At 63.1% G+C, this 21,729-nt stretch carries 20 protein-coding genes and 1 pseudogene; 16 read left to right on the forward strand and 5 right to left on the reverse strand.

Annotated elements, in window-relative coordinates; all coding sequences use genetic code 11:
* Position 1 precedes the first annotated feature (1 nt).
* The gene (locus O3306_RS11445; protein ID WP_272007226.1) at positions 2–952 is read right to left on the reverse strand and encodes a glycosyltransferase family 2 protein; all 951 of its coding nucleotides are present in this window, start codon (positions 950–952) and stop codon (positions 2–4) included.
* 204 nt (positions 953–1,156) lie between these two features.
* On the opposite strand from O3306_RS11445, the gene O3306_RS11450 reads away from it, so the two are divergent.
* Positions 1,157–1,393 (forward strand): BolA/IbaG family iron-sulfur metabolism protein, encoded by a 237-nt coding sequence (locus O3306_RS11450; protein ID WP_272007229.1) that lies wholly within the window; start codon positions 1,157–1,159, stop codon positions 1,391–1,393.
* 42 nt (positions 1,394–1,435) lie between these two features.
* Positions 1,436–1,798, forward strand: a complete 363-nt coding sequence (gene grxD / locus O3306_RS11455; RefSeq protein ID WP_272007232.1) for a Grx4 family monothiol glutaredoxin — start codon at positions 1,436–1,438, stop codon at positions 1,796–1,798.
* A gap of 180 nt (positions 1,799–1,978) precedes the next feature.
* Here the strand turns inward: grxD and purL are convergent, their stop codons facing one another.
* Positions 1,979–4,144 carry a phosphoribosylformylglycinamidine synthase subunit PurL gene (gene purL, locus O3306_RS11460; protein WP_272007234.1) on the reverse strand — a complete coding sequence of 722 codons (2,166 nt, stop codon included), beginning with the start codon at positions 4,142–4,144 and terminating at the stop codon, positions 1,979–1,981.
* Between the two features lie 193 nt (positions 4,145–4,337).
* Here purL and O3306_RS11465 point away from each other — a divergent pair, with 193 nt between their 5' ends.
* Together O3306_RS11465 and O3306_RS11470 are read left to right on the forward strand one after the other, a co-directional pair.
* Positions 4,338–5,369 carry a pyridoxal-phosphate dependent enzyme gene (locus O3306_RS11465; protein WP_272007236.1) on the forward strand — a complete coding sequence of 344 codons (1,032 nt, stop codon included), beginning with the start codon at positions 4,338–4,340 and terminating at the stop codon, positions 5,367–5,369.
* Positions 5,366–6,496 carry a M24 family metallopeptidase gene (locus O3306_RS11470; protein WP_272007238.1) on the forward strand — a complete coding sequence of 377 codons (1,131 nt, stop codon included), beginning with the start codon at positions 5,366–5,368 and terminating at the stop codon, positions 6,494–6,496. The genes O3306_RS11465 and O3306_RS11470 overlap by 4 nt, the downstream gene beginning before the upstream one ends.
* Before the next feature lie 18 nt (positions 6,497–6,514).
* On the opposite strand, the gene mazG is transcribed toward O3306_RS11470, so the two are convergent.
* Entirely contained in the window at positions 6,515–7,333 is an 819-nt protein-coding gene (mazG, locus tag O3306_RS11475) for a nucleoside triphosphate pyrophosphohydrolase (RefSeq protein ID WP_272007240.1), read from the reverse strand.
* 62 nt (positions 7,334–7,395) lie between these two features.
* Here mazG and O3306_RS11480 point away from each other — a divergent pair, with 62 nt between their 5' ends.
* From O3306_RS11480 to O3306_RS22415, 3 genes and pseudogenes are all read left to right on the forward strand, one after another.
* The gene (locus tag O3306_RS11480) at positions 7,396–8,559 is read left to right on the forward strand and encodes a M20 aminoacylase family protein (protein WP_272007243.1); all 1,164 of its coding nucleotides are present in this window, start codon (positions 7,396–7,398) and stop codon (positions 8,557–8,559) included.
* A gap of 43 nt (positions 8,560–8,602) precedes the next feature.
* Positions 8,603–9,568 carry an agmatinase gene (gene speB / locus O3306_RS11485; RefSeq protein WP_272007246.1) on the forward strand — a complete coding sequence of 322 codons (966 nt, stop codon included), beginning with the start codon at positions 8,603–8,605 and terminating at the stop codon, positions 9,566–9,568.
* Between the two features lie 141 nt (positions 9,569–9,709).
* Positions 9,710–9,952: pseudogene (locus O3306_RS22415) on the forward strand (DUF1499 domain-containing protein); the annotation flags it as partial.
* A gap of 15 nt (positions 9,953–9,967) precedes the next feature.
* Here O3306_RS22415 and O3306_RS11495 read toward each other — a convergent pair.
* Positions 9,968–10,261, reverse strand: a complete 294-nt coding sequence (locus O3306_RS11495) for a hypothetical protein (RefSeq protein WP_272007488.1) — start codon at positions 10,259–10,261, stop codon at positions 9,968–9,970.
* 64 nt (positions 10,262–10,325) lie between these two features.
* On the opposite strand from O3306_RS11495, the gene prfA reads away from it, so the two are divergent.
* From prfA to O3306_RS11510, 3 genes are all read left to right on the forward strand, one after another.
* Positions 10,326–11,375, forward strand: a complete 1,050-nt coding sequence (gene prfA / locus O3306_RS11500; protein WP_272007248.1) for a peptide chain release factor 1 — start codon at positions 10,326–10,328, stop codon at positions 11,373–11,375.
* A complete protein-coding gene (gene prmC / locus O3306_RS11505; RefSeq protein WP_272007251.1) occupies positions 11,372–12,223 on the forward strand; it encodes a peptide chain release factor N(5)-glutamine methyltransferase in 852 nt (283 codons plus the stop codon). The genes prfA and prmC overlap by 4 nt, the downstream gene beginning before the upstream one ends.
* Positions 12,224–12,446: 223 nt before the next feature.
* Positions 12,447–13,007 carry a DUF4167 domain-containing protein gene (locus O3306_RS11510; protein WP_272007253.1) on the forward strand — a complete coding sequence of 187 codons (561 nt, stop codon included), beginning with the start codon at positions 12,447–12,449 and terminating at the stop codon, positions 13,005–13,007.
* Between the two features lie 399 nt (positions 13,008–13,406).
* Here O3306_RS11510 and O3306_RS11515 read toward each other — a convergent pair whose 3' ends face one another.
* Positions 13,407–14,312 carry a LysR family transcriptional regulator gene (locus O3306_RS11515; protein ID WP_272007256.1) on the reverse strand — a complete coding sequence of 302 codons (906 nt, stop codon included), beginning with the start codon at positions 14,310–14,312 and terminating at the stop codon, positions 13,407–13,409.
* Between the two features lie 185 nt (positions 14,313–14,497).
* Here O3306_RS11515 and O3306_RS11520 point away from each other — a divergent pair, with 185 nt between their 5' ends.
* The 6 genes from O3306_RS11520 (at position 14,498) to O3306_RS11545 (ending at position 21,729) form a co-directional block, all read left to right on the forward strand.
* A complete protein-coding gene (locus O3306_RS11520) occupies positions 14,498–17,914 on the forward strand; it encodes an indolepyruvate ferredoxin oxidoreductase family protein (RefSeq protein WP_272007258.1) in 3,417 nt (1,138 codons plus the stop codon).
* A gap of 180 nt (positions 17,915–18,094) precedes the next feature.
* Complete coding sequence (locus O3306_RS11525) at positions 18,095–18,907, forward strand: glutamate racemase (RefSeq protein ID WP_272007260.1); 813 nt, start codon at positions 18,095–18,097, stop codon at positions 18,905–18,907.
* Positions 18,908–18,996: 89 nt separating this feature from the next.
* Positions 18,997–20,025, forward strand: a complete 1,029-nt coding sequence (argC, locus tag O3306_RS11530) for an N-acetyl-gamma-glutamyl-phosphate reductase (protein ID WP_272007262.1) — start codon at positions 18,997–18,999, stop codon at positions 20,023–20,025.
* Between the two features lie 24 nt (positions 20,026–20,049).
* Positions 20,050–20,496 carry a cytochrome c maturation protein CcmE gene (gene ccmE / locus O3306_RS11535; protein ID WP_272007264.1) on the forward strand — a complete coding sequence of 149 codons (447 nt, stop codon included), beginning with the start codon at positions 20,050–20,052 and terminating at the stop codon, positions 20,494–20,496.
* Positions 20,497–20,560: 64 nt separating this feature from the next.
* Entirely contained in the window at positions 20,561–21,172 is a 612-nt protein-coding gene (locus tag O3306_RS11540; RefSeq protein ID WP_272007266.1) for a holin-associated N-acetylmuramidase, read from the forward strand.
* Positions 21,163–21,729 (forward strand): holin family protein, encoded by a 567-nt coding sequence (locus O3306_RS11545; RefSeq protein ID WP_272007267.1) that lies wholly within the window; start codon positions 21,163–21,165, stop codon positions 21,727–21,729. The genes O3306_RS11540 and O3306_RS11545 overlap by 10 nt, the downstream gene beginning before the upstream one ends.

The raw sequence follows: 21,729 nt of genomic DNA on the forward strand, positions 1-21,729 counted from the left end.
GTCAGCCGAAATCGGGGAAATGTCGCGCGCGTTTGCTGTCCAGATCGAGCGAAACGCGGTGCAGCAGGTCATGTTCAGCCAGACGCGCCCGCAGGTCCGGCGAGGCGGTGCAGACCTCGTCGTAAAAGGCCCGCAGGGCGCCTTCGCCGCCTTCGGCCTCGATCAGGGAAAAGAGGGCGTTCATCGTCGTCGCATTGCTGCCCGAGGCTTTCAGGCCGACGCGGTAGGATCCGCGCTCCAGCCGGTAGCGATAGGCGCGCTGCCAGCCTTCCCAACTGGGGGCGTGGAAATGGCAGAGCCGGGTCTGCGGCAGGTCGAAATCGTTCGGGATCTGTGCGCCGTCCAGAAACGCATTGTGAATACGAAACTTTATGCCCTTGGTGCCGGTGCGCACGAAAATCTTGCCGGTCACGTGGCTGAGAAAGCCGCCGTTGAGATGGGCGCCAAATGTCGGATAGATCTCTTCGGTCTGGCGGTTGCGGACTCTCTGGCGCGCGGCGCAGCCCTTGAACCAGGTCTGCGTGGGGTCATCGCCGGGCAGGGGGGCCAACGCCTCGATCGGGCGCATGCGCGCGGTGCGCGCCGTGTCGGGCAGATCGGCCAGTTGTTCGGCGATGGGGCATTCGGGCCAGAGGAATTCATCGACATCAATATGCGCCAGCCAGTCGACGCCGGGGCGGCGGCGATAGGCGCGTGTTGCGTTCATCGTCTGGCGTGCCTGATGCGCCTCGGGACGGTCGCGGCGGTGCGCGGCCCAATAGGCTTCGTCCGTGAGGATGACATTGCAGCGCGGATGCGCCTCCAGCGCGGCACGCGCCTGCGGGCAGTCGGCATCGAGAAAGATGTGCAGCCGGTGGGCCCCGAGGTCGAGGTGGTGGGCGGCAAAGTTCAGGATGGCGCGGGCATCGGCCTTGATGGTCGCGACAAGCCCCCATTTGGGCAGGGTGGTCATGGCGTGGCACCGGGATGTGTCGCGGGGCGGATCATGGCGCGACAATGGCCGCTGGTCCGGGCCTGTGCAAGCGGCGTTTGCCATGCGTCGCAGGGGCCGGGCGCGGCTCTTGGCGGGAAAGGCAGGGAAATCCGGGTGATCCCCATCTTGCAGAGCGCGTCTGTGCGTTCTACATCGGGGTGAGATGCAAAGGAGGGCTGATACATGGCCATTCTCGCCACCGACATAGAAGAGATGATCCGCGAGGCGTTCCCGAGTGCACAGATATCCGTGCAGGGTGACGACGGCGCGCATTTTTCCGCCGAAGTGATCGACGAAAGCTTTCGCGGCAAGAACCGTGTGCAGCAGCAGCGTGCCGTCTATGCCGCGCTGAAAGGCAAGATGGACGGCTCGGCCGGCGAGGTGCACGCGCTCGCATTGACCACGCGGGCCCCCGATTGATCACGTCCGGCATCCGCCCGGAAATCCAGGAAGGCAGATAACATGACAGACGCAAACACCCAGATCGCAGAGACCGTGAAAGCGCACGATGTCGTTCTCTTCATGAAGGGCACCAAATCCATGCCGCAATGCGGGTTTTCCTCGCGTGTGGCGGGCGTGCTCAACTTCATGGGAGTGGAGTTTACCGACGTGAACGTGCTCGCCGATGAGAGCCTGCGCCAAGGGATCAAGGACTATTCCGACTGGCCGACCATTCCGCAGCTCTACGTCAAGGGCGAGTTCGTGGGCGGCTGCGACATCATCACCGAGATGACCCTGTCGGGCGAGCTGGACACGCTGCTGGAAACCAACGGCGTGGCTTATGACAAGGCCGCCGCCGACAAGATCCGCGAAGCCAACGCCTGAGAATACCCAGGCCGGGAACGCTGCGGCGCTGAGCCCCGCGAGGGGGCGGGCGCCTGCGGCGTCTGTTACCCCGAACAAACGTATTTGGACAAAGAAGAAGCCCGGGAGCCATCAGCGCTGTCCCGGGCTTCATTTTTTAATACTCAAGGCGATGGCCCCGCCGGGGGCTATCGTCCGAAGTCAGGCGAAATGCTCGGCAAAGCTCTCGCGATAGATCGTGGCGAGATCGGCCAAGGGGGCAGAGGCCGCGCCGAAGGTCACGTTGCTGCCGGTAAAGCGCCCGACGCAGGAGATCGGCACGCCCGCGCTGGCAGCGGCACTCATCAGCGCCTCGGCCTGATCGAAATTGCACGCCACCAGATACCGCGCCTGATCTTCGCCAAAGAGGGCGGCGGTGTCGTCCGTGTCGAGCGTCAGGCCGACGCCTGCCGCCTCGGCCATCTCGAATGCCGCAAGTGCCAGACCGCCATCGCTCAGGTCGGTGCAGGCACGGATCATGTCGTGATTGGCGCGGATGAACTCACCGTTGCGCTTTTCGGCGTCCAGATCGACCTGCGGTGCGTCGCCCTCGGCGCGGCTGAAGACTTCGGCCAGCAAGGCGGATTGCCCCAGATGCGCACCGGGCTCGCCGATCAGCAGGGCCATATGGCCTTCGCGGGCAGTGCCGGTGATGGCCGCGTCCGCATGTGCGATCAGCCCGACCGCGCCGATTGTTGGCGTCGGCAGGATCGCGGTGCCGTCGGTTTCATTGTAGAGCGATACGTTGCCTGACACGATGGGCATGTCGAGGGCTGCGACGGCTGCGCCGATGCCTTTGATGGCGCCGACGAACTGGCCCATGATCTCGGGCTTTTCGGGGTTGCCGAAATTGAGGTTGTCGGTGGTTGCCAATGGCGTGGCTCCCAGTGCCGTCAGGTTGCGGTAGGCTTCGGCCACCGCCTGTTTGCCGCCCATTTCGGGGTTGGCCTGCACATAGCGCGGCGTCACGTCCGAGGTGAAGGCCAACAGTTTATCGGTGCCATGCACCCGGATCAGCCCGGCCCCGAGGCCCGGCCCGCGCGCTGTGTCGGCCATGACCATCGAATCATATTGCTGGTAGACCCATTCGCGGCTGCAATAGTTGGGCGATGCGATCAGCATCCGAAGCGCATCAATGGGATCGACCTGTGGCACTGACGTGGGGTCGAGCGGTGCGGGCGCGGGCGTTTCCACCCACGGGCGGTCGTATTCGGGGGCCGTGCCGGAAAGTGCTGCCAGCGGCAAATCGGCCTTCACTTCGTTATTGTGCAGGATCAGGAAGCGGTCCTCGGCGATGGTTTCACCGACGATGGCGAAATCGAGGTCCCATTTCTCGAAGACGGCCCGTGCCTCGGCTTCCAGCGAAGGCTCCAGCACCATCAGCATGCGTTCCTGGCTCTCCGAGAGCATCATTTCGTAAGCGGTCATGTTCGCTTCGCGTTGCGGCACGGCCTCAAGGTTCAGCTTGACGCCAAGGTGCCCCTTGTCGCCCATTTCCACGGCCGAACAGGTCAGGCCCGCGGCCCCCATATCCTGAATCGAGATCACGGCACCTGTCGCCATCAGCTCCAGCGTCGCCTCCATCAGGCGCTTTTCGGTGAACGGGTCACCGACCTGCACTGTGGGGCGTTTTTCCTCGATCGTGTCGTCGAATTCGGCCGAGGCCATGGTGGCACCACCGACGCCGTCGCGACCTGTCTTGGCGCCGAGATAGACCACCGGGCGGCCGACGCCGCTGGCGGCGGAATAGAAAATCTTGTCCGTATCGGCCAAGCCTGCGGCGAATGCGTTCACCAGACAGTTGCCATTATAGGCCGGATCGAAGCGCAGTTCTCCGCCCACGGTGGGCACGCCGAAACAGTTGCCATAACCGCCGACACCCGCGACCACGCCATGCACCAGCTGGCGCGTTCTGGGGTGGTCCGGCGCGCCGAAGCTGAGCGAATTCATCGCGGCAACGGGACGGGCGCCCATGGTGAACACGTCGCGCAGGATGCCACCCACACCGGTCGCCGCCCCTTGATAGGGTTCGATGTAGGAGGGGTGGTTGTGGCTTTCCATTTTGAACACAACGCATTGGCCGTCGCCGATATCGACGATGCCGGCGTTCTCGCCGGGCCCGCAGATCACTTGCGGCCCCTCTGTCGGCAGGGTGCGCAGCCATTTCTTGGACGATTTGTAGGAACAATGTTCGTTCCACATGGCCGAGAAGATGCCCAGTTCGGTAAAGGTGGGCTCGCGGCCGATGATCTCCAGGATGCGTTCGTACTCGTCCGGTTTCAGCCCGTGTGCTGCGATCAGATCGGGTGTGATGTCCGGTTCCTGCATGGCTCGATAAATCCCCAAAGACGGTTTCGGCGCTTCCATAATGGGTTTTTCGCCCAACATGAAGTGCTCAGTTGACGCGCCATCCATTAGGCCACCCGAGCGCGCAGGGGAAGGGTCGATCGCGACGCAGTGCATGCAATGCTTGACCGGGGCCGGATTGCCCGGTCCTATGCGCCCACTGACCGGAGGGATCATGAACATACTTGAAAACCCATGGCGGGGAACAGGCCTGCCTGTGGACGTGCTGCATGGCGCACCGGCTCCCAGCATCGATGCAAATGCACCAAGGGCACTCTTGGCGAAATGCCCGGTGGCGGTCGCTACACCCTTGGTCAGGGTCGACGGGTTCGGCGCGGAAGTCTGGGTCAAGGACGAGCGCGCGCGCATGGGGCTGGGCAGTTTCAAGGCGCTGGGGGCGGCCTATGTGATCGCCCATGCCGAGGTTGAGATGGGGGCGGATGACCTGCGTACGGCCCTTGCGGGGCGCACTTACATCACCGCGAGCGCGGGCAATCACGGCCTGTCGGTGGCGGCGGGGGCGGCGATCTTTGGCGCGCGCGCTGTGATCTACCTGGCGGATACGGTTCCCGACAGCTTTGCCGTCCGGCTGAAAGCCAAGGGGGCCGAAGTGGTGCGCGCCGGATCGGATTACCAGCAAAGCATGGATGCGGCGATGCACACGGCAGAGCAAGAGGGTTGGACGCTGTTGTCGGATTCATCCTGGCCGGGTTACTTCGACATCCCGCATCGCCTGATGGAGGGATATCTGGCGCTGGCGGCAGAAGCGACGGACGCGATGCCGGGTCCGCCCACGCATATCATGCTTCAGGCCGGGGTCGGCGGTTTGGCCGGGGCCGCAGCTGCCTATTTTCGCAAGGTCTGGGGCGACGCGCCGCGGATTATAGTGGTCGAGCCTGACGCAGCCCCTGCATTGCAGGCCAGCATCAAGGCGGGCCATGCTGTCGATACAGTGGGGCCGGTTTCGAACATGGGACGGCTCGATTGCAAGGCACCGTCATTGATCGCGCTGCACGGATTGGCGCGTGATGCGGATGCTTTCGCGCTGATCAGCGATGCGCAGGCCGCAGCGGTGTTGCCGCAACTGGCACAGCAGGGTCTGGCCAGCACCCCGTCGGGCGCGGCGGGGCTGGCAGCGCTCGCGCTGATGGACTTGGGCCCGGATGCACGGGTGCTGTGCATTCTCAGCGAAGAATCGGACGCATGACGCGCGGATTTGACCGCGCCGAGTTCGCCGCCAGACTGGATGCGGCGCAGGTGCGGATGGATGCCGCCGGGTTGGGCGCGATCCTGCTGACCACCGAGGCCGATCTGCGCTATTTCAGCGGCTTCCTCACCCGATTTTGGGAGAGCCCGAGCCGCCCGTGGTTTCTGATCCTGCCGCGCGCGGGCGTGCCTGTCGCGGTGATCCCGTCGATCGGTGCGGCGCTGATGCGGCAGACCTGGGTGGAGGATATCCGCACCTGGGCCGCGCCGGATCCTTGGGATGACGGTATCAGCCTGCTGGCGGACGCGCTGCGCGAGGTTGGCGGTCCGATCGGGCTGCCCTCGGGGCGCGAATCGCATCTGCGGATGCCGTTGGACGATTTCGAACTGCTCAAGGCGGCAAGCGGGCTGCATTTTGTCGATGATCACGGGATTGTCGCTGCGCTGCGCGCGGTAAAATCCGAAGCCGAGATTGCCAAGATCGCAAGGGCCTGCGGCATTGCCGGGCGCGCCTTTGACCGGGTGCCGGAAATCGCCCGCGCAGGCGTGCCATTGGACCGGGTGTTTCGCGATTTTCAGCGGTTGCTGCTGGACGAGGGCGCGGACTGGGTGCCGTATCTTGCGGGCGGCGCGGGGCCGGATGGGTATGCGGACGTGATTTCACCCGCCGCAGAGACGCCGCTGGCGCCCGGTGATGTATTGATGCTGGACACCGGCGCTGTCTGGGACGGGTATTTCTGTGACTACGACCGAAATTTTGCAGTCGGATTACCCAGCAACTCCGCAAGGGACGCACATGCGCGTCTGATCGAGGCGACGGCGGCAGGGCTGGATGCGGCGCAGGTCGGCGCACAGGCCAGCGACGTTTACGCCGCGATGGCCGCGATCACTGGCGGCGGCGAGGGTGCCGGGCGGCTGGGGCATGGTCTGGGCATGCAACTGACCGAAGGGTTGTCGCTGTCGGCCAAGGATGACAGCGAATTGCGCGCAGGCATGGTGATCACGCTGGAGCCGGGGATTGAAGTCGCGCCGGGGCGACTGCTGGTGCATGAGGAAAACATCGTGATCCGCGCCGCAGGACCAGAGCGGTTGACCCGGTTTTCGGGGCCCGAGATGCCGGTGATCTGATATCCGGGTCGTCGGTACTCAGCGTTGCTTTTCTTCCGCTTTGCTCTGGTCCCAGAGCGCATCCATTTCGGCCAGATCGCTATCCTGCGGTGTTTTGCCCTGTGCCGCCAGCAACGCCTCGATCCGCTCGAATCGCCGGGTGAATTTGGCGTTGGCACGTCGCAGGGCCGCTTCGGGGTCGATCTTCATGTGCCGCGCGAGATTGGCCATGACAAAGAGTAGATCGCCGAATTCCTCCTCGGTGTGACCCACGTCGCCGCTGGCGGCAGCCTCTTGCAGCTCGGCCATTTCCTCGGCGATCTTGTCCAGCACCTGCGATGTCTGCGGCCAGTCGAACCCGACCCGCGCTGCGCGTTTCTGCAGCTTGACCGCCCGCAAGAGCGCCGGCAGGCCAAGGGCCACTCCGCTCAGCGTGCCGGTTTCGGCGCGGGCGGCGCGTTCGGCGGCCTTGACTGTCTCCCAGTCGCGGGTCTGCTGCTCGGCGGATTTGTCACGGCTCTCGTCCCCGAAGACATGCGGATGGCGCGCCACCATCTTGTCCGAGATGGCATCGGCGACGCTGGCAAAGTCGAACAGGCCCTTGTCCTGCGCGATCTGTGCGTGAAAGACGACCTGTAACAGCAGATCGCCCAGTTCGCTGCGCAGTTCATCCCAGTCGGCGCGCTCGATCGCGTCTGCGACCTCGTAGGCCTCTTCGATCGTGTAGGGGGCGATGGTGCCGAAATCCTGTTCGATATCCCACGGACAGCCGGTTTCGGGATCGCGCAGGCGGCGCATGATTTCCAGCAGGCGCGGCATGCCGCCGCGCGGGTCGGTGATGAGAGAGGGATCAGGCATTGCGCAAGGGTCCAGTTTGGGGTTGAGTGCAAATTGCCGGGCAATGATGGGGGAGTCCACCCGTGGCCGTAATCAATCGTATCGCAGGCTTCGCCGATGAAATGACCGTCTGGCGGCGGCATCTGCATACGCGGCCCGAACTGGGGTTCGACTGCCACGAGACGGCGGCATTTGTCGTGGAGCAGCTACGAGCCTTTGGCATCACCGAAATCGAGACGGGGATTGCGACCAGCGGTGTCGTCGCGATCATCGAAGGGCGCCGCGCGGGGCCGACCATCGGGCTGCGCGCCGATATGGACGCGCTGCCGATCATCGAGGCGACCGGTGCGGATTGGGCCAGCCAGACGCAAGGCGCGATGCATGCCTGCGGCCATGACGGGCACACCACGATGTTGTTGGGCGCGGCGCGCTATCTGGCCGAGACGCGCAATTTTCGCGGACGCGTGGCGCTGATCTTTCAGCCAGCCGAAGAGGGGCCGGGCGGCGGGCGTGTGATGGTCGAAGAAGGTATCATGGACCGCTACGATATTGCCGAGGTCTATGCGCTGCACACCATGCCGGGCCTGCCCTTGGGCACGTTTTCCACCACGCCGGGGCCGATCATGGCGGCGGTGGACACGTTTCATATCGACATCACCGGGCGCGGTGGGCACGGCGCCTATCCGCACGAGACTGCTGACCCGGTCGTGGCCTGCTGCGGGATCGTGCAGGCGATCCAGACCATCGTCAGCCGCAATCACTATGCGCTGGATGATCTGGTGATTTCCGTGACCCAGATCCACACCGGCAGCGCCGAGAACATCGTGCCGGATACGGCCTATATAAACGGAACAGTTCGCTGCTTTGACAATGACTTGCGCGCCTATGTCAGGACAAGGCTTGACGAGATCATCGCGGGGCAGGCGGCGTCATACGGGGTTACGGCCGCGCTGCGGATCGAGGTGGGCTATCCGCCGACCGTGAACCATGCTGCACAGACCGAATTCGCCGCAGCTGTGGCGCGTGAAATCTCGGGTGATGCGGCCGTGATCACCGACCGCACCCGCGAAATGGGGGCCGAGGATTTTTCCTACATGCTTGAGGCGCGCCCCGGTTCCTATCTCTTTCTGGGGCAGGGCGAGGCCGCGGGCCTGCACCACCCGAAATTCGATTTCAACGATGACGCCGCGCCCATCGGGGCGTCGTTTTTTGCCCGGCTCGTGGAGCGGGCGCAACCGGTGGAGTGACGGCGCAGAGCGCGCCGCCCGCCGAAACGAGAAGGGATGAAGAATGTCACTGAATGATGCGAGTTCCCAGGTGGATCAGGCATTTACGCGCAAATCCTTGCGCGGCCAGACCTATGAGAACACCTTTGGCGGGGCCACGTCATTCCTGCGCCGCCGCTATACCAAGGATCTGAACGGCGTCGATATTGCCGTGACCGGCGTGCCCTTTGATCAGGCGGTGACCAACCGGACCGGCACGCGGCTCGGGCCGCGCGCAATCCGCGAGGCCAGCGCGCTGCAAACCGCCGATGCGCCGTACGGCTGGGGCTATGACCCGATGGAGGCGCTCGATATCATCGACTACGGCGATCTGGCGTTCGATTATGCGATGGTGCCCGAGTTTCCCGGCCGTCTGACCGATCATATCCGCACCATTCTGGCCGCCGATGTCGCCAGCGTCGTGCTGGGCGGTGATCATTATATCAGCTTTCCGATCCTCAAGGCCTATGCCGAGAAATACGGACCGATGTCGTTGTTGCAGTTTGATGCCCATACCGACACCTGGGAAGACGACAACATGGAGCGGATCGACCACGGCACGATGTTCTACAAGGCGATCAAGCTAGGGCTGATCGACCCGGCCCGTTCGGTTCAGGTTGGCATTCGTACCACCGTGCCGGACCCGATGGGCATGAATATCATCGACGCGCGCGAGGTCCATGAGCGCGGCCCGGTGGAGGCGGCCAAGAAGATCAGGGCGATACTGGGTGATCATCCGACATATCTGAGCTTTGATATCGATGGGCTGGACCCGGCCTTTGCGCCGGGAACCGGCACGCCCGTCTGGGGCGGGCTGAGCAGCGGGCAGGTATCAATCATCCTGCGCGATCTGGCGGGGATCAACATCAAGGGGGGCGATATTGTCGAAGTGTCGCCGCCCTTTGACACAACCGGGGCGACGGCTATCGCGGGCGCGCATGTGGCGATGGCACTGATCTGTCTGCTGGGCTGGGACAAGCGCGACCGCTGACTCCCGGTGGGGGCGGTTACCGCATTTGGGAGGCGTTGAAAAATGCGGTGGACCAGATGGCTGGGGCTAGTGGTTCTGGTCGGCATCATTGCGATCGGCTGGGTGCGTTTGGCCCCGTCCGATCCGGAGCGCTGGCACGAGATGCCGCAGACGCTGCAGAACCAGGATCTGGCGGGCGGCGCGATACGTTTGGCAGAGCTTGGTCCCGACGGGCTGGCGTGGCTTGATACCGTGATCCGCGCCACGCCGCGCACCTCGGTGCTGGCGGGATCGGTGCAAAGCGGGATGATTACCTATGTGACCCGCACGAAAGTGGTCGGATTCCCCGACTACACCACGATCCGTCAGAGCGGCGACCGGATCGAGATATACGGGCGGTTGCGCTACGGCATCTCTGATCTAGGAGTCAACGCTGCCCGGATTGACGGCTGGCTGAACGCTCTGGGGGCGCAGGTTCTGGGGCAGGGAAGACGACAGGCACCCGTCCGAAATCTTGCGCCACATCGGTACGTTGAGCGACATCTGGCACTGGGCCATGAACATTTTGCCATCGACATGCAGGCAGGTCATTTCGCCCAGTTCCACCCGCGAGCCGGTCTTGTCGGTGCAATAGCAATCCACGGTCTTGCCGCCGATGGTGGCATCGGCCAGCGCGGGTGATGCGACGAGTGCAAGCAGCAAAAACTTTCTCATACACATGATTATAGCATGGCACCGGGCCTTGACCAATTGCTTGTGATAATGGACACCCGCGCGCATGGTTCCAATGGACAGACTTCAACAGATCGCAGAGCGCTTCGAGTATCTGGAGGCCAAGATGGCAACCGGCGATGGCGATATTGCCGCGCTGGGCCGCGAATATGCGGAATTGCGCCCGGTGGTCGAGGAAATTCGAACCTACCAGGAGATGCTGGCCGCCATCAAGGGGGCCGAGGACATGCTGGCCGATCCCGAGATGAAGGCGCTGGCCGAGGAAGAGTTGCGGGATCTGCGCGAAAAACTGCCAGCACTCGAGGCCGCGCTGCAACTGACGCTCTTGCCCAAGGACGAAGCGGATGCCCGTCCGGCGATGATCGAAATCCGGCCCGGCACAGGGGGCGAGGAGGCGGCGCTGTTTGCTGCTGACCTGCTGCGCATGTATCAGCGCTACGCCGAGGCGCGCGGCTGGCGCTTTGACATCATCGAAGAACAGCAGAGCGAGCTTGGCGGCATTCGCGAGGTTGTGGCGCATGTCAAAGGTGCCAATGTCTTTGCCCGGCTGAAATTCGAAAGCGGCGTGCACCGCGTCCAGCGTGTGCCCGAAACCGAGAGCGGGGGGCGCATCCACACGTCGGCCGCGACCGTGGCCGTGCTGCCCGAGGCCGAGGACGTGGATATCAAGATCGACCCGAATGACCTGCGGATCGACACGATGCGCGCATCGGGCGCAGGTGGCCAGCACGTGAACACCACCGATTCGGCGGTAAGGATCACCCATATCCCGACCGGTCTGGTGGTAACGTCATCGGAAAAGTCGCAGCACCGCAACCGCGAGATTGCAATGCAGGTGCTGAAAACCCGGCTCTATGACCTGGAGCGCAGCCGGGTTGATGGAGAGCGCTCGGCCAACCGTGCGGCGCAGGTCGGAAGCGGTGACCGCTCCGAGCGCATCCGCACCTACAACTTCCCGCAGGGCCGCATGACCGATCACCGGATCAACCTGACACTCTACAAGCTGGATCAGGTGATGGGGGGCGATCTGGACGAGGTAATCGACGCGCTGACAGCGGATGCGCAGGCGACCCTGCTGGCCGAGATGGGCGAGTGAGCCACGCAGGCACGGTCGGCGCGGCAATCCGGGGCCTGGCCGCCGCATTGGGGCAGGCCGGCATCGACGCCCCGCAGCGCGAGGCGCGATTGATCGCGGCGCATGTGCTGGGGGTGCCGTTGGCGCGCCTGACTTTGGCCGAGCACGACCCGATTGACCCCGAGATGCTGCAGACGCTGCATGAGGTCGCCGCACCGCGGCTGGAGCGGCACCCGCTGTCGCATATCCTGGGCCGTCGGGCGTTTTTCAAGCATGAATTTCTCGTCAGCCCCGACGTTCTGGACCCGCGCCCCGAGACAGAAGCGCTGGTAGTTGCGGCGCTGGAGTACAGGTTCGGGACGGTGCTGGATCTGGGCACGGGGTCGGGGGCGATCCTGCTGTCTCTGCTGGCCGAGCGCGGTGATGCGCGCGGAGTGGGTACCGATCTGTCACCGGCAGCGCTGCGGATTGCAGAGGCGAATGCGGCGCAGCTGGGCATCGGCCCGCGGGCGCAGTTCGTGGCATCGGACTGGTTCGGGGCGGTCACGGGCCAGTATGATCTGATCGTCAGCAACCCTCCCTATATCGCCGTGGACGAGATGGCGGATCTGGCCCCGGAACTGGCGCACGAGCCGCGCATGGCGTTGACCGACGAGGGCGACGGGCTGAGCGCGTACCGGATTATCGCGGCTGACGCTGCGGCGCATCTGGTGTCCGGTGGCTGGCTGTTGCTGGAAATCGGACATCTGCAAGGTCCCGCGGTCGCCGCGCTCTTGCACGATTCTGGCCTCGCTGAAGTGCAGATTCGCCTCGACATGGATGGTCGGGACCGGGTGGTGATGGGCCGAAAACCGCCGCAAACCCCGTGAAAAACCGACGGGATGCGGATAAAATGGTGAAAATGCCCGCTTTTCTCTTGCAGGGATGGGGCTGGCGTGTTTATTGAAGGTGTCGCTGCGGTGGATACCCTTTCTGGGTGGTCCCGCGTGACGCCAAGCCAACAATTGCCGCGATCCGGTTCCATTACTCTGGCGCATAGGGCGCCCCTCGGGTCAAACCACGGCACATAAGACAAGGCTGAACAGCATCAATATGAGATCATCGAAGTCACGTTCGCGCAATAAGCCGAACCGCAATCGCTCAAACTCTGTCGGCAATGTCGTCAACCGCGTGTTTGACAGTTCCGGCCCCGAAGGCAAGGTGCGCGGTACGCCGCAGCAAATCATAGAGAAATACAATCAGTTGGCGCGAGACGCGCAACTGGCCAATGATCGTGTCGCTGCCGAGAATTTCCAGCAGCACGCCGAGCATTATCTGCGCCTGTTGGGGGCCGCCCAGAAGGAACTGGACGCGCGCCGCGAACAGCAGGAGCGCGAGAACCGTGAACGCCAGGTCGAACGTGACCGCGAGCGGGCGCAACGCCAGGAACGTGAAGGCCAGTCGCCGGAGCACGAAGGCAAACCCCAGGGCGAAGATGCCACTGCAAGCGATCAGCCCGATGTGGTCGAGGCCGTCAGCGAAGATGCGGGCCTCGTCGAGACCCCTGAGAACCCGGTGCCGGAAAAGCCCAAGCGCGCGCGCAAGCCGCGCCGCAAGCCCGAGCCCGAGCAAAAGGCGGACGACGCGCCGGCCCCTCCGAAGGTCGCGGAATAATCGACACCCGATGAAAACCACTTCTGGTTGAGCAAAGCGCGTGCGCTTTGCGGTGTCACGATTCAATTTAACGGAACAGATCCACGCCCGACCAGCGTTGCGGGCGTTTGCCGTCGATTCCCGGCCGGGAATCGCATGAGAGACGCTGAACCTGCGGGGATACAGAACCTGCCTGTTTTTTCGGCGGCGCGTCGGTGAAGCGTATATGTTTCGTGCATTTCCCCAAAAAAAAGGCCGAGCATAAAGCTCGGCCATAGTCCAACAGGGAGGTATGACGGTATCGTCTAACGACGTTACCGTCACGAATGCACTTAGGCAGGCGGGGTCGGGTGATCAAGATAAATCCGCCCTAAGGGGTGGCATGTCCGCTATGCATTTTTTGCATGTCTCGCCCAGAAATCAGCTAGCAGATTGTTCTCTAAGAGTTTTCCTGTAAGCAAAAATTTCTTCCTGAACGAAGTCACGAAAGGCGGCGATGCGCTGTGAATGGCGCAATTCCTCGGGGTAGGCGAGGAAAACCGGCACTTCCACCGACTCAATCTCAGGGAGAACGCGCACGAGATTCGGGAAGTCCGAAACCAGATACTCCGGAAGCACCCCGACGCCGAGATTGTGCAGCACGCCCTGCAGCACGCCGAAGTAGTTGTTCACCATCAGTTGAGCCGGGATATCGTTGGCGATCAACTCGCTGACCAACTGCGCGCCGGCGCCGACCTGTGCGGATCGTGGGTTTTGACAGATCAGCCGAAGCTCTTTCAGCTCGTCGATGGTTTGCGGGGTGCCGTGTTTCTCCAGATAGGTTTTGGAGGCGTAGAGGCGCATTTGCACGCTCATCAGGCGCTTGCGGATGAGATCGGCCTGACTGGGCTCTTTCATGCGGATGGCCACGTCAGCTTCACGCATGGGCAGGTCCAAGACGCGCTCTTCGAGCATCAGGTCGATCTTCAGGTCCGGGTATTTGTCGTAGAACTGCGGCAGGCGCGGCGCCAGCCAGAGCGTGCCGAAACCGATGGTGGTGGTCACCCGCAATTCGCCGAGCACTTCTTCTTCGCTGTCGCGGATGCGCGCGGTCGCGGCATCCAGACGTTTCACCATCGCGCGCGTGGCATCGAACAGCAACTCGCCCTGCTCGGTGAGAATCAGGCCGCGTGCGTGACGGTGAAAGAGAGTCGCGTTCAGCTGCTCTTCCAGCCCGCGGATCTGGCGGGATACCGCCGATTGCGACAGGTGCAACTGATCGCCGGCATGGGTCAGGGAGCCCGCATCGGCGACAGCATGAAATATTCTGAGCTTGTCCCAGTCCATAGGTGCAACTTTCTGTTCCTGTCACGCGCTCCGGACGCAATAGCAAAGAAACCATGCAAAAGACACCACCGAACCAGATAGGGGGAACGAAAAATATGTTGTTAGGTCATAATAATTGACCTATTATCGCTCTAGGTTGAAGGACGTCCGCTGACCCAAATGTCCTGACCGATGGGAGGTTCAAGATGAGCAAGCACAAGGTTTCGCTGAACGATCGGTTTGATCTGAACAGGCGACAGGTTTTGCTGAACGGCACGCAGGCGCTGGTGCGTTTGATGTTGACGCAGGCGGCCCGCGACAAGGCGGCAGGGCTGAACACAGCGGGATATGTGACCGGCTATCGAGGCTCGCCCTTGGGGGCGGTTGATCTGCAGATGACCCGCGCAGAAAAGATCCTGGCGGAGTCGAACATCAAGTTTCACGAAGGGCTGAACGAAGATCTGGCCGCCACGGCGCTCTGGGGCAGCCAGCAGGCCGAATTGCGCGGTGAGGGCAAGTATGACGGCGTCTTTGGTCTTTGGTACGGCAAGGGGCCGGGTGTGGACCGCTCCGGCGACGTGATGCGCCACGCCAACATGGCCGGCACCAGCAAGCATGGCGGCGTGCTGATGGCGATGGGCGATGACCACACCGGCGAGAGCAGTACCGTGCTGCACCAGTCCGAATGGGCGATGGTTGATGCCTATATGCCGGTTGTCAGCCCCGCAGGTGTGCAGGAAATCCTGGATTACGGCATATACGGATACGCGCTCAGCCGGTTTTCCGGGCTTTGGGTCGGCCTGAAGACGATGAAAGACACGGTCGAGGCGACGTCGGTTGTCGATGGCAGTGTGGATCGGATGCAACTGGTTGTGCCAGAGTTTGACATGCCCGAGGGCGGGCTGAACATCCGTCTGGGCGACACGCCTCACGCGCAAGAGGCGCGGGTGATCGACTACCGCCGTTTTGCGGCCGAGGCCTTCAGCCGTGCCAACAAGATGGACAAGCGCATGCTGGGCAAGCGCGGCGCCAAGATCGGCGTTGTCGCGGCGGGCAAGAACTGGCTGGACGTGGTGCATGCGCTGGATTTGCTGGGGATTGATGCGGCAGAGGCCGAGCGTTTGGGGATCACCGCCTACAAGATCGGTCAGACCTTTCCGCTGGACATGAAAGGCTTTCACGACTGGGCCGAGGATCTGGACCTGATCGTTGTGGTCGAGGAAAAGCGCAAGCTGATCGAAGTGCAGATCAAGGAGGCTCTTTTTGATGATCCGAATCGGCGCGTCTATGGCTGGTTCAAGGGCGGGGCCGGCGGGATGCATCGCGAAGAATTGTTCCCGACGCGCGGTGCGCTCGACCCGATCATGATTGCCGAGAAACTGGGCGGCATCCTGATCGAAGAGGGCCGGGGCACCGACCGGATCAAGGCCGGGTTGTCCCGGCTGGCCGAAGCGCGCGCCGGAGACAACGCCGAAGAGATTGCCAGCCGTCTGCCGTATTTCTGCTCTGGCTGCCCGCATAACAGCTCGACCAGGCTGCCTGAGGGCAGTCGCGCCTATGCCGGGATCGGCTGCCATTACATGGTGCAGTGGATGGACCGCGAGACCACCGGCTTTACCCATATGGGGGGCGAGGGGGCCAACTGGATCGGCGAGGCACCGTTCTCCACCCGCGATCACGTGTTCCAGAACCTTGGCGATGGCACCTACAACCATTCGGGCGTGCAGGCGATCCGCGCGGCGCTCGCGTCGGATGCGAACATTACCTACAAGATCCTCTATAACGATGCCGTTGCCATGACCGGTGGCCAGCCCAACGAGGGCGGGCTGGATGCGCCGCGCATCGTGCGCGAGATCAAGGCGATGGGCGTCGCGGAACTGGTCGTCGTTTATGACGAAAAGGAAGACGTTGATTTCAAAGCCTTCCCACAAGGCACTGAATTCAAGGAACGGGCCGAGCTGATGGATGTGCAGAAACGCATGTCCAAGGTCAAAGGCGTTTCGGCCATCGTCTATATCCAGACCTGCGCCGCCGAGAAGCGCCGCCGCCGCAAGCGCGGCCTGTTTCCGGACCCGGACAAGCGCGTGTTCATCAATACGGATGTTTGCGAGGGCTGCGGTGATTGCGGGGTGCAATCGAACTGCGTGTCCGTCGTTCCGGTGGAAACCGAGCTGGGGCGCAAGCGGGCGATTGACCAGTCGTCCTGCAACAAGGATTTCAGCTGTCTCAAAGGGTTCTGCCCCAGCTTTGTCACCCTGGAAGGTGCCAAGATCCGCAAGGGGGCGACGACAGAGTTGAAACTGCCGGATATGCCTCTGCCCGAACTGCCAGCGATCAAGCGCACCCATAACGTCGTGATCACCGGCGTCGGCGGCACCGGTGTCGTGACCATCGGCGCGGTATTGGCGCAGGCCGCACAGATCGACGGCAAGGGGGCGGGCATGATGGAGATGGCCGGCCTGGCCCAAAAGGGCGGCGCGGTGCATATCCATTGCCGTATTGCCGAAGACCCGGACGATATCAGCGCGATCCGCGTTGCAACGGGTGAGTGCCACGCGCTGATTGGTGGCGATCTGGTGGTCTCTGCCGGGGCCAAGACGCTGGGCCTGACGGCACGCGGGCGCACCGGTGCTGTGGTCAATAGCCACGAGATCATCACCGGCGATTTCACCCGCGACACGGCGTTCAAACTGCCTACTGACAGGTTGACCTTGGCGCTGGAGGCGCGGCTGGGCAGCGATGTGCAGCTGTTTGATGCGTCCGAGCTGGCCAAGGCGGTGATGGGCGATTCGATCTTTTCCAACATGATGATCTTTGGCGCGGCATGGCAGCGCGGCCTGATCCCGATCAGCCACGACGCGATTGCCGAGGCGATCGCGCTGAACGGCACGGCGGTCGAGAAGAACCTGCGCGCCTTTGAGATTGGGCGCTGGGCGGCACTCTATCCGCAGGATGCGGCCCGGATCGGGGCGCCGAACGTGATCGAGATGCCCAAGACACTGGAAGACAAGATCGCGTATCGCGCCGATCAATTGGTGGCCTACCAGGGCAAGGGACTGGCCAAGCGGTATCGCAAGCTGGTCGATGGCATCACGGACAAGGCGGTGCGCGAGGCCGTGGCTTTGGGCTATCACAAGCTCTTGTCCTACAAGGACGAGTACGAGGTCGCGCGCCTACTCTTGAGCAGCCGGGACAAGGCGAAAGCCGAATTCGAGGGCGATTTCAACATGCGCTTTCATCTCGCACCGCCGTTTATGGCCAAGATGGGCAGCGATGGTCGCCCGCAGAAGCGCGAATTTGGCCCGTGGATGGAGCGGCCCATGCGTCTGCTGGCAAAGCTGCGCAAGCTGCGCGGCACCCCGCTGGATGTTTTTGGCTACACCAAGGAACGCAAGATGGAGCGCGCGCTGATCAAGCAATACGAGGCTGATATGGCCGAGGCGCTGCCCAAGCTGACGGATGAGACCCGCGATCTGATCGTGGCGCTGGCCGAACTGCCGTTGCAGATCCGTGGCTTTGGCCCGGTGAAGGCGAAAAACGAGGCCAAGGCTGCAAAGTCCCGCGAGGCTCTGCTGTCTGCGATCCGCGCCGGTGGCAGTGATTCGAGCATCGCGGCGCAGTGATCCGGGCACGTGATGCGGCGCGCACCAATTCGGGCGTAACCGTGCCGGGGGCGAAATCCGGGATGGAATTCCCACAGGTGACGACGTATTAGCTGTGCCCAGGACCGATTGACCGAACGGGCATCGGTCAAAGGTGGAAACAGGACCGACAGGCGCGCCGGTCCAGGGGCGGGCAAAGCGATGGCAGTTGGTATTTTCGACAGTGGATTGGGCGGGCTGACCGTGCTGGACGCAGCGCAGGCGCGGCTGCCGGATGTGCCGTTTGTCTATCTGGGTGACAATGCGCATGCGCCCTACGGGGTGCGCGATGCGGAGGATGTCCATAACCTGACCCGTGCCAATGTGCACAGGCTGTGGGACGAGGGCTGTGATCTGGTCATTCTGGCCTGCAACACCGCCTCGGCCGCTGCCTTGCGGCGCATGCAGGAGGCCGGCGTGCCGCAGGGCAAGCGTGTGCTGGGTGTCTTCGTGCCGCTGATCGAGGCATTGACGGAACGGGAATGGGGCGACAATTCACCGCCGCGCGAGGTCGCGGTGAAGCATGTGGCGCTCTTTGCCACGCCCGCGACGGTGCGCAGCCGCGCGTTCCAGCGCGAGCTGGCGTTTCGCGCCATCGGCGTGGATGTCGAGGCGCAGGCCTGTGGCGGCGTGGTCGATGCCATCGAAGAGGGTGATCTGATCCTTGCCGAGGCACTGGTGCGCAGCCATGTGGACGCGTTGAAGCGCAAGATGCCGGAGCCGCAGGCGGCGATTCTGGGATGCACGCATTATCCGTTGATGGAGCAGGTCTTTCAGGCGGCGCTGGGCGAGGGCGTTTCGGTCTATAGTCAGGCGTCGCTGGTGGCCGAAAGCCTGGCCGATTACCTGACGCGTCATCCGAACATGACCGGCGCGGGCACCGAGAGCCGGTATCTGACCACCGGGGATGCCAGCCGCGTGTCGGACCGCGCAACGCAATTCCTGCGACGACAGATCACGTTTCAGGCTGCCTAAGCGGCCGCTTGTCAGGCTCTTGCGGGTGTTCTTCGCTCTGGTTGCGCCGTCGTTCCCCAATTCCCATGAACAAGAACGGGATACTTACCATGACACATTCCATCGCCATCCTTGGCGCATCGGGCTACACCGGGGCCGAACTGGTCCGGCTGATTGCCACCCATCCGAACATGCAGATCAAGGCGCTGGGTGCCAATTCCAAGGCAGGCCAGTCGATGGCGGACGTCTTTCCGCATCTGCGCCACCTTGATCTGCCGGACCTCGTGACCATCGACGAGATTGATTTCTCCGGCATCGACCTGTGCTTTTGTGCGCTGCCCCATGCCACCAGCCAGGCGGTCATTCGCGACCTGCCCAAGACGTTGAAGATTGTCGATCTCAGCGCCGACTTCCGGCTGCGCGATCCAGACGTCTACGCCAAGTGGTACGGCGGGGCGCATGCGGCGCTGGAGTGTCAGGCCGAGGCAGTTTACGGGCTGACCGAGTTCTACCGCGAAGACATTCGCGGCGCGCGTCTGGTGGCGGGCACGGGGTGCAACGCGGCGACCGGGCAATATGCCCTGCGGCCTTTGATCGCGGGCAAGTTGATCGATCTGGACGATATCATCATCGACCTCAAGACCGGGGTGAGCGGCGCGGGCCGCAGCCTGAAGGAAAATCTGCTGCATGCAGAGCTGTCAGAGGGCGCGCATGCCTACGGCGTGGGTGGCACACATCGGCACCTTGCTGAGTTCGATCAGGAATTTTCCGCTATTGCAGGGCGCGAGGTGAAAGTGCAGTTCACGCCGCATTTATTGCCTGCAAACAGAGGGATAATTGCCACTGTTTACGTGAAGGGCGAGCCTGAGGCGATCCATGCGGCGCTGGCTGGCGCCTATGCGGACGAGCCGTTTCTGCAAGTGTTGCCCTATGGCCAGACCCCAAGCACGCGGCACATCCGGGGCAGCAATTTCTGCCATATCGGCGTCAGCGGCGACCGCATCCCAGGACGCGCCATCGTCATTGCTGTACTGGATAACCTGACCAAGGGCTCCAGCGGACAGGCCTTGCAGAACGCCAATCTGATGTTAGGTGAGGAGGAGACCGCCGGGCTGATGTTGGCTCCGGTTTTCCCGTAACGTGACCGGACCGCAGGCCGCCCGATGAAATCGCTCAAGAAACAGCGCCGCATTCAGATCATCGCCCTGGCCGGGGTGGCGTTGATCCTGTCGACGGTGCTGATTGGCTACGCGATGCGCGACGGCATCAACTTCTTTCGCAGCCCGAGCGAGGTCATTGCGGCTCCGCCAAGCCCGACCGAAGTGTTTCGGATTGGCGGGCTGGTCGAGACCGGCACGCTGCAACGCGGCCAGGGCGAGACGGTGCGCTTTTCCGTGACCGATGGCGGGGCGTCCATTCCGGTGGAATATACCGGCGTCCTGCCTGATCTTTTCGAGGAGAATCAGGGCATGGTGGGGCTTGGCCGCTATGACGGTGCGATTTTCACCGCGACCGAGATCCTTGCCAAGCATGATGAAAGCTATATGCCCAAGGAAGTGGTGGATGCGCTGAAAGAGCAGGGCGTCTACCAGGAACCGTCCGATGGGTAAACGCGCCCTTAACGGCTAAGGCGCAGCCTTTCTCCTCGCAAGTCGAGGGCAAAGGGGCCGCCAGATGAAATCAGTTGAACAGATTGCCAGTGAAATCGTCGCCCGCGAGGGGGGCTTTGTCGACGACCCGGATGACCCGGGTGGGGCGACCAAATACGGCGTGACCATCCATACGATGCGTCGCCTTGGTCTGGATCTGACCGGGGACGGAAAGATCGACACCAGCGATGTGCGCGCGTTGAGCCGCTCGCAGGCCGAAACGATCTTTGTCCGGCACTACTTTGAACGGCCCGGCATCGGCAGACTGCCCGAGGTTCTGCAGGCCAGCGTGTTCGACATGTATGTGAATGCCGGAGCCAATGCGGTGAAAATCCTGCAACGTCTGCTGCGCCGCATGGGCCATGACATCGCCGTGGACGGGGCCATCGGCCCGCAAACCATCGCTGCTGCGGCCCGCGCCGCTGCCGATGCGCCCGATCACATCGCCGATGCCTACGCGATCGCGCGGCGCAACTATTACTTTCACCTCGCCGACAGCCGCCCGGCCAGCCGCAAATATGCCCGCACCCGCTCGGGCGGCAAGGGCGGGTGGATCCGGCGCGCCGAAGAGTTCATGTCTCGCCGCTATCACCTGAGCGCGGCCGAGTTCAATGAAAGGGTCGCGGCATGGGACTGATCGAGAGAGTGTTGGCCATGGTGTTCGGCAATGGCCGCAACGTGGTGGTCGAGGCGGCAGAGGTGTTTCGCGAAAACGCCGAAGCCGGTGCGAAGCGGCGCACTGAAGAGCGTGCGCAGGCACTGGAACAGTTCGCCGCAGAGTTCGCGGCCCGCCAGCGGGGCGGTTTCGATCGTTTCATGGATGGTGTGAACCGCCTGCCGCGTCCGGCGCTGGCGATGGGCACGCTGGGGCTCTTTGTCGCCGCGATGGTGGATCCGATATGGTTCGCCGCGCGGATGCAGGGCATCGCGTTGGTGCCAGAGCCGTTATGGTGGCTGCTGGGCGTGGTCGTGTCGTTCTATTTTGGTGCGCGGCATCAGTTCAAGGGACAGGAGTTTCAGCGATCCATCGCCAGCACGCTGGCACAGACGCCGCAGGTGATCGCCAATATTGATGCGCTGGAAAGGCTGGATCGCAGGGCCGCAGAGGCGGGCGATGGTATTTCGATTGCCGATGCAGGCGACACCGAACCGAACGCGGCGTTGGAGGAGTGGCGGCGCAGCCGACGCGCTTGA

The organism is Roseovarius sp. ZX-A-9 (genome assembly GCF_028369135.1).
Lineage (GTDB): Bacteria > Pseudomonadota > Alphaproteobacteria > Rhodobacterales > Rhodobacteraceae > Roseovarius.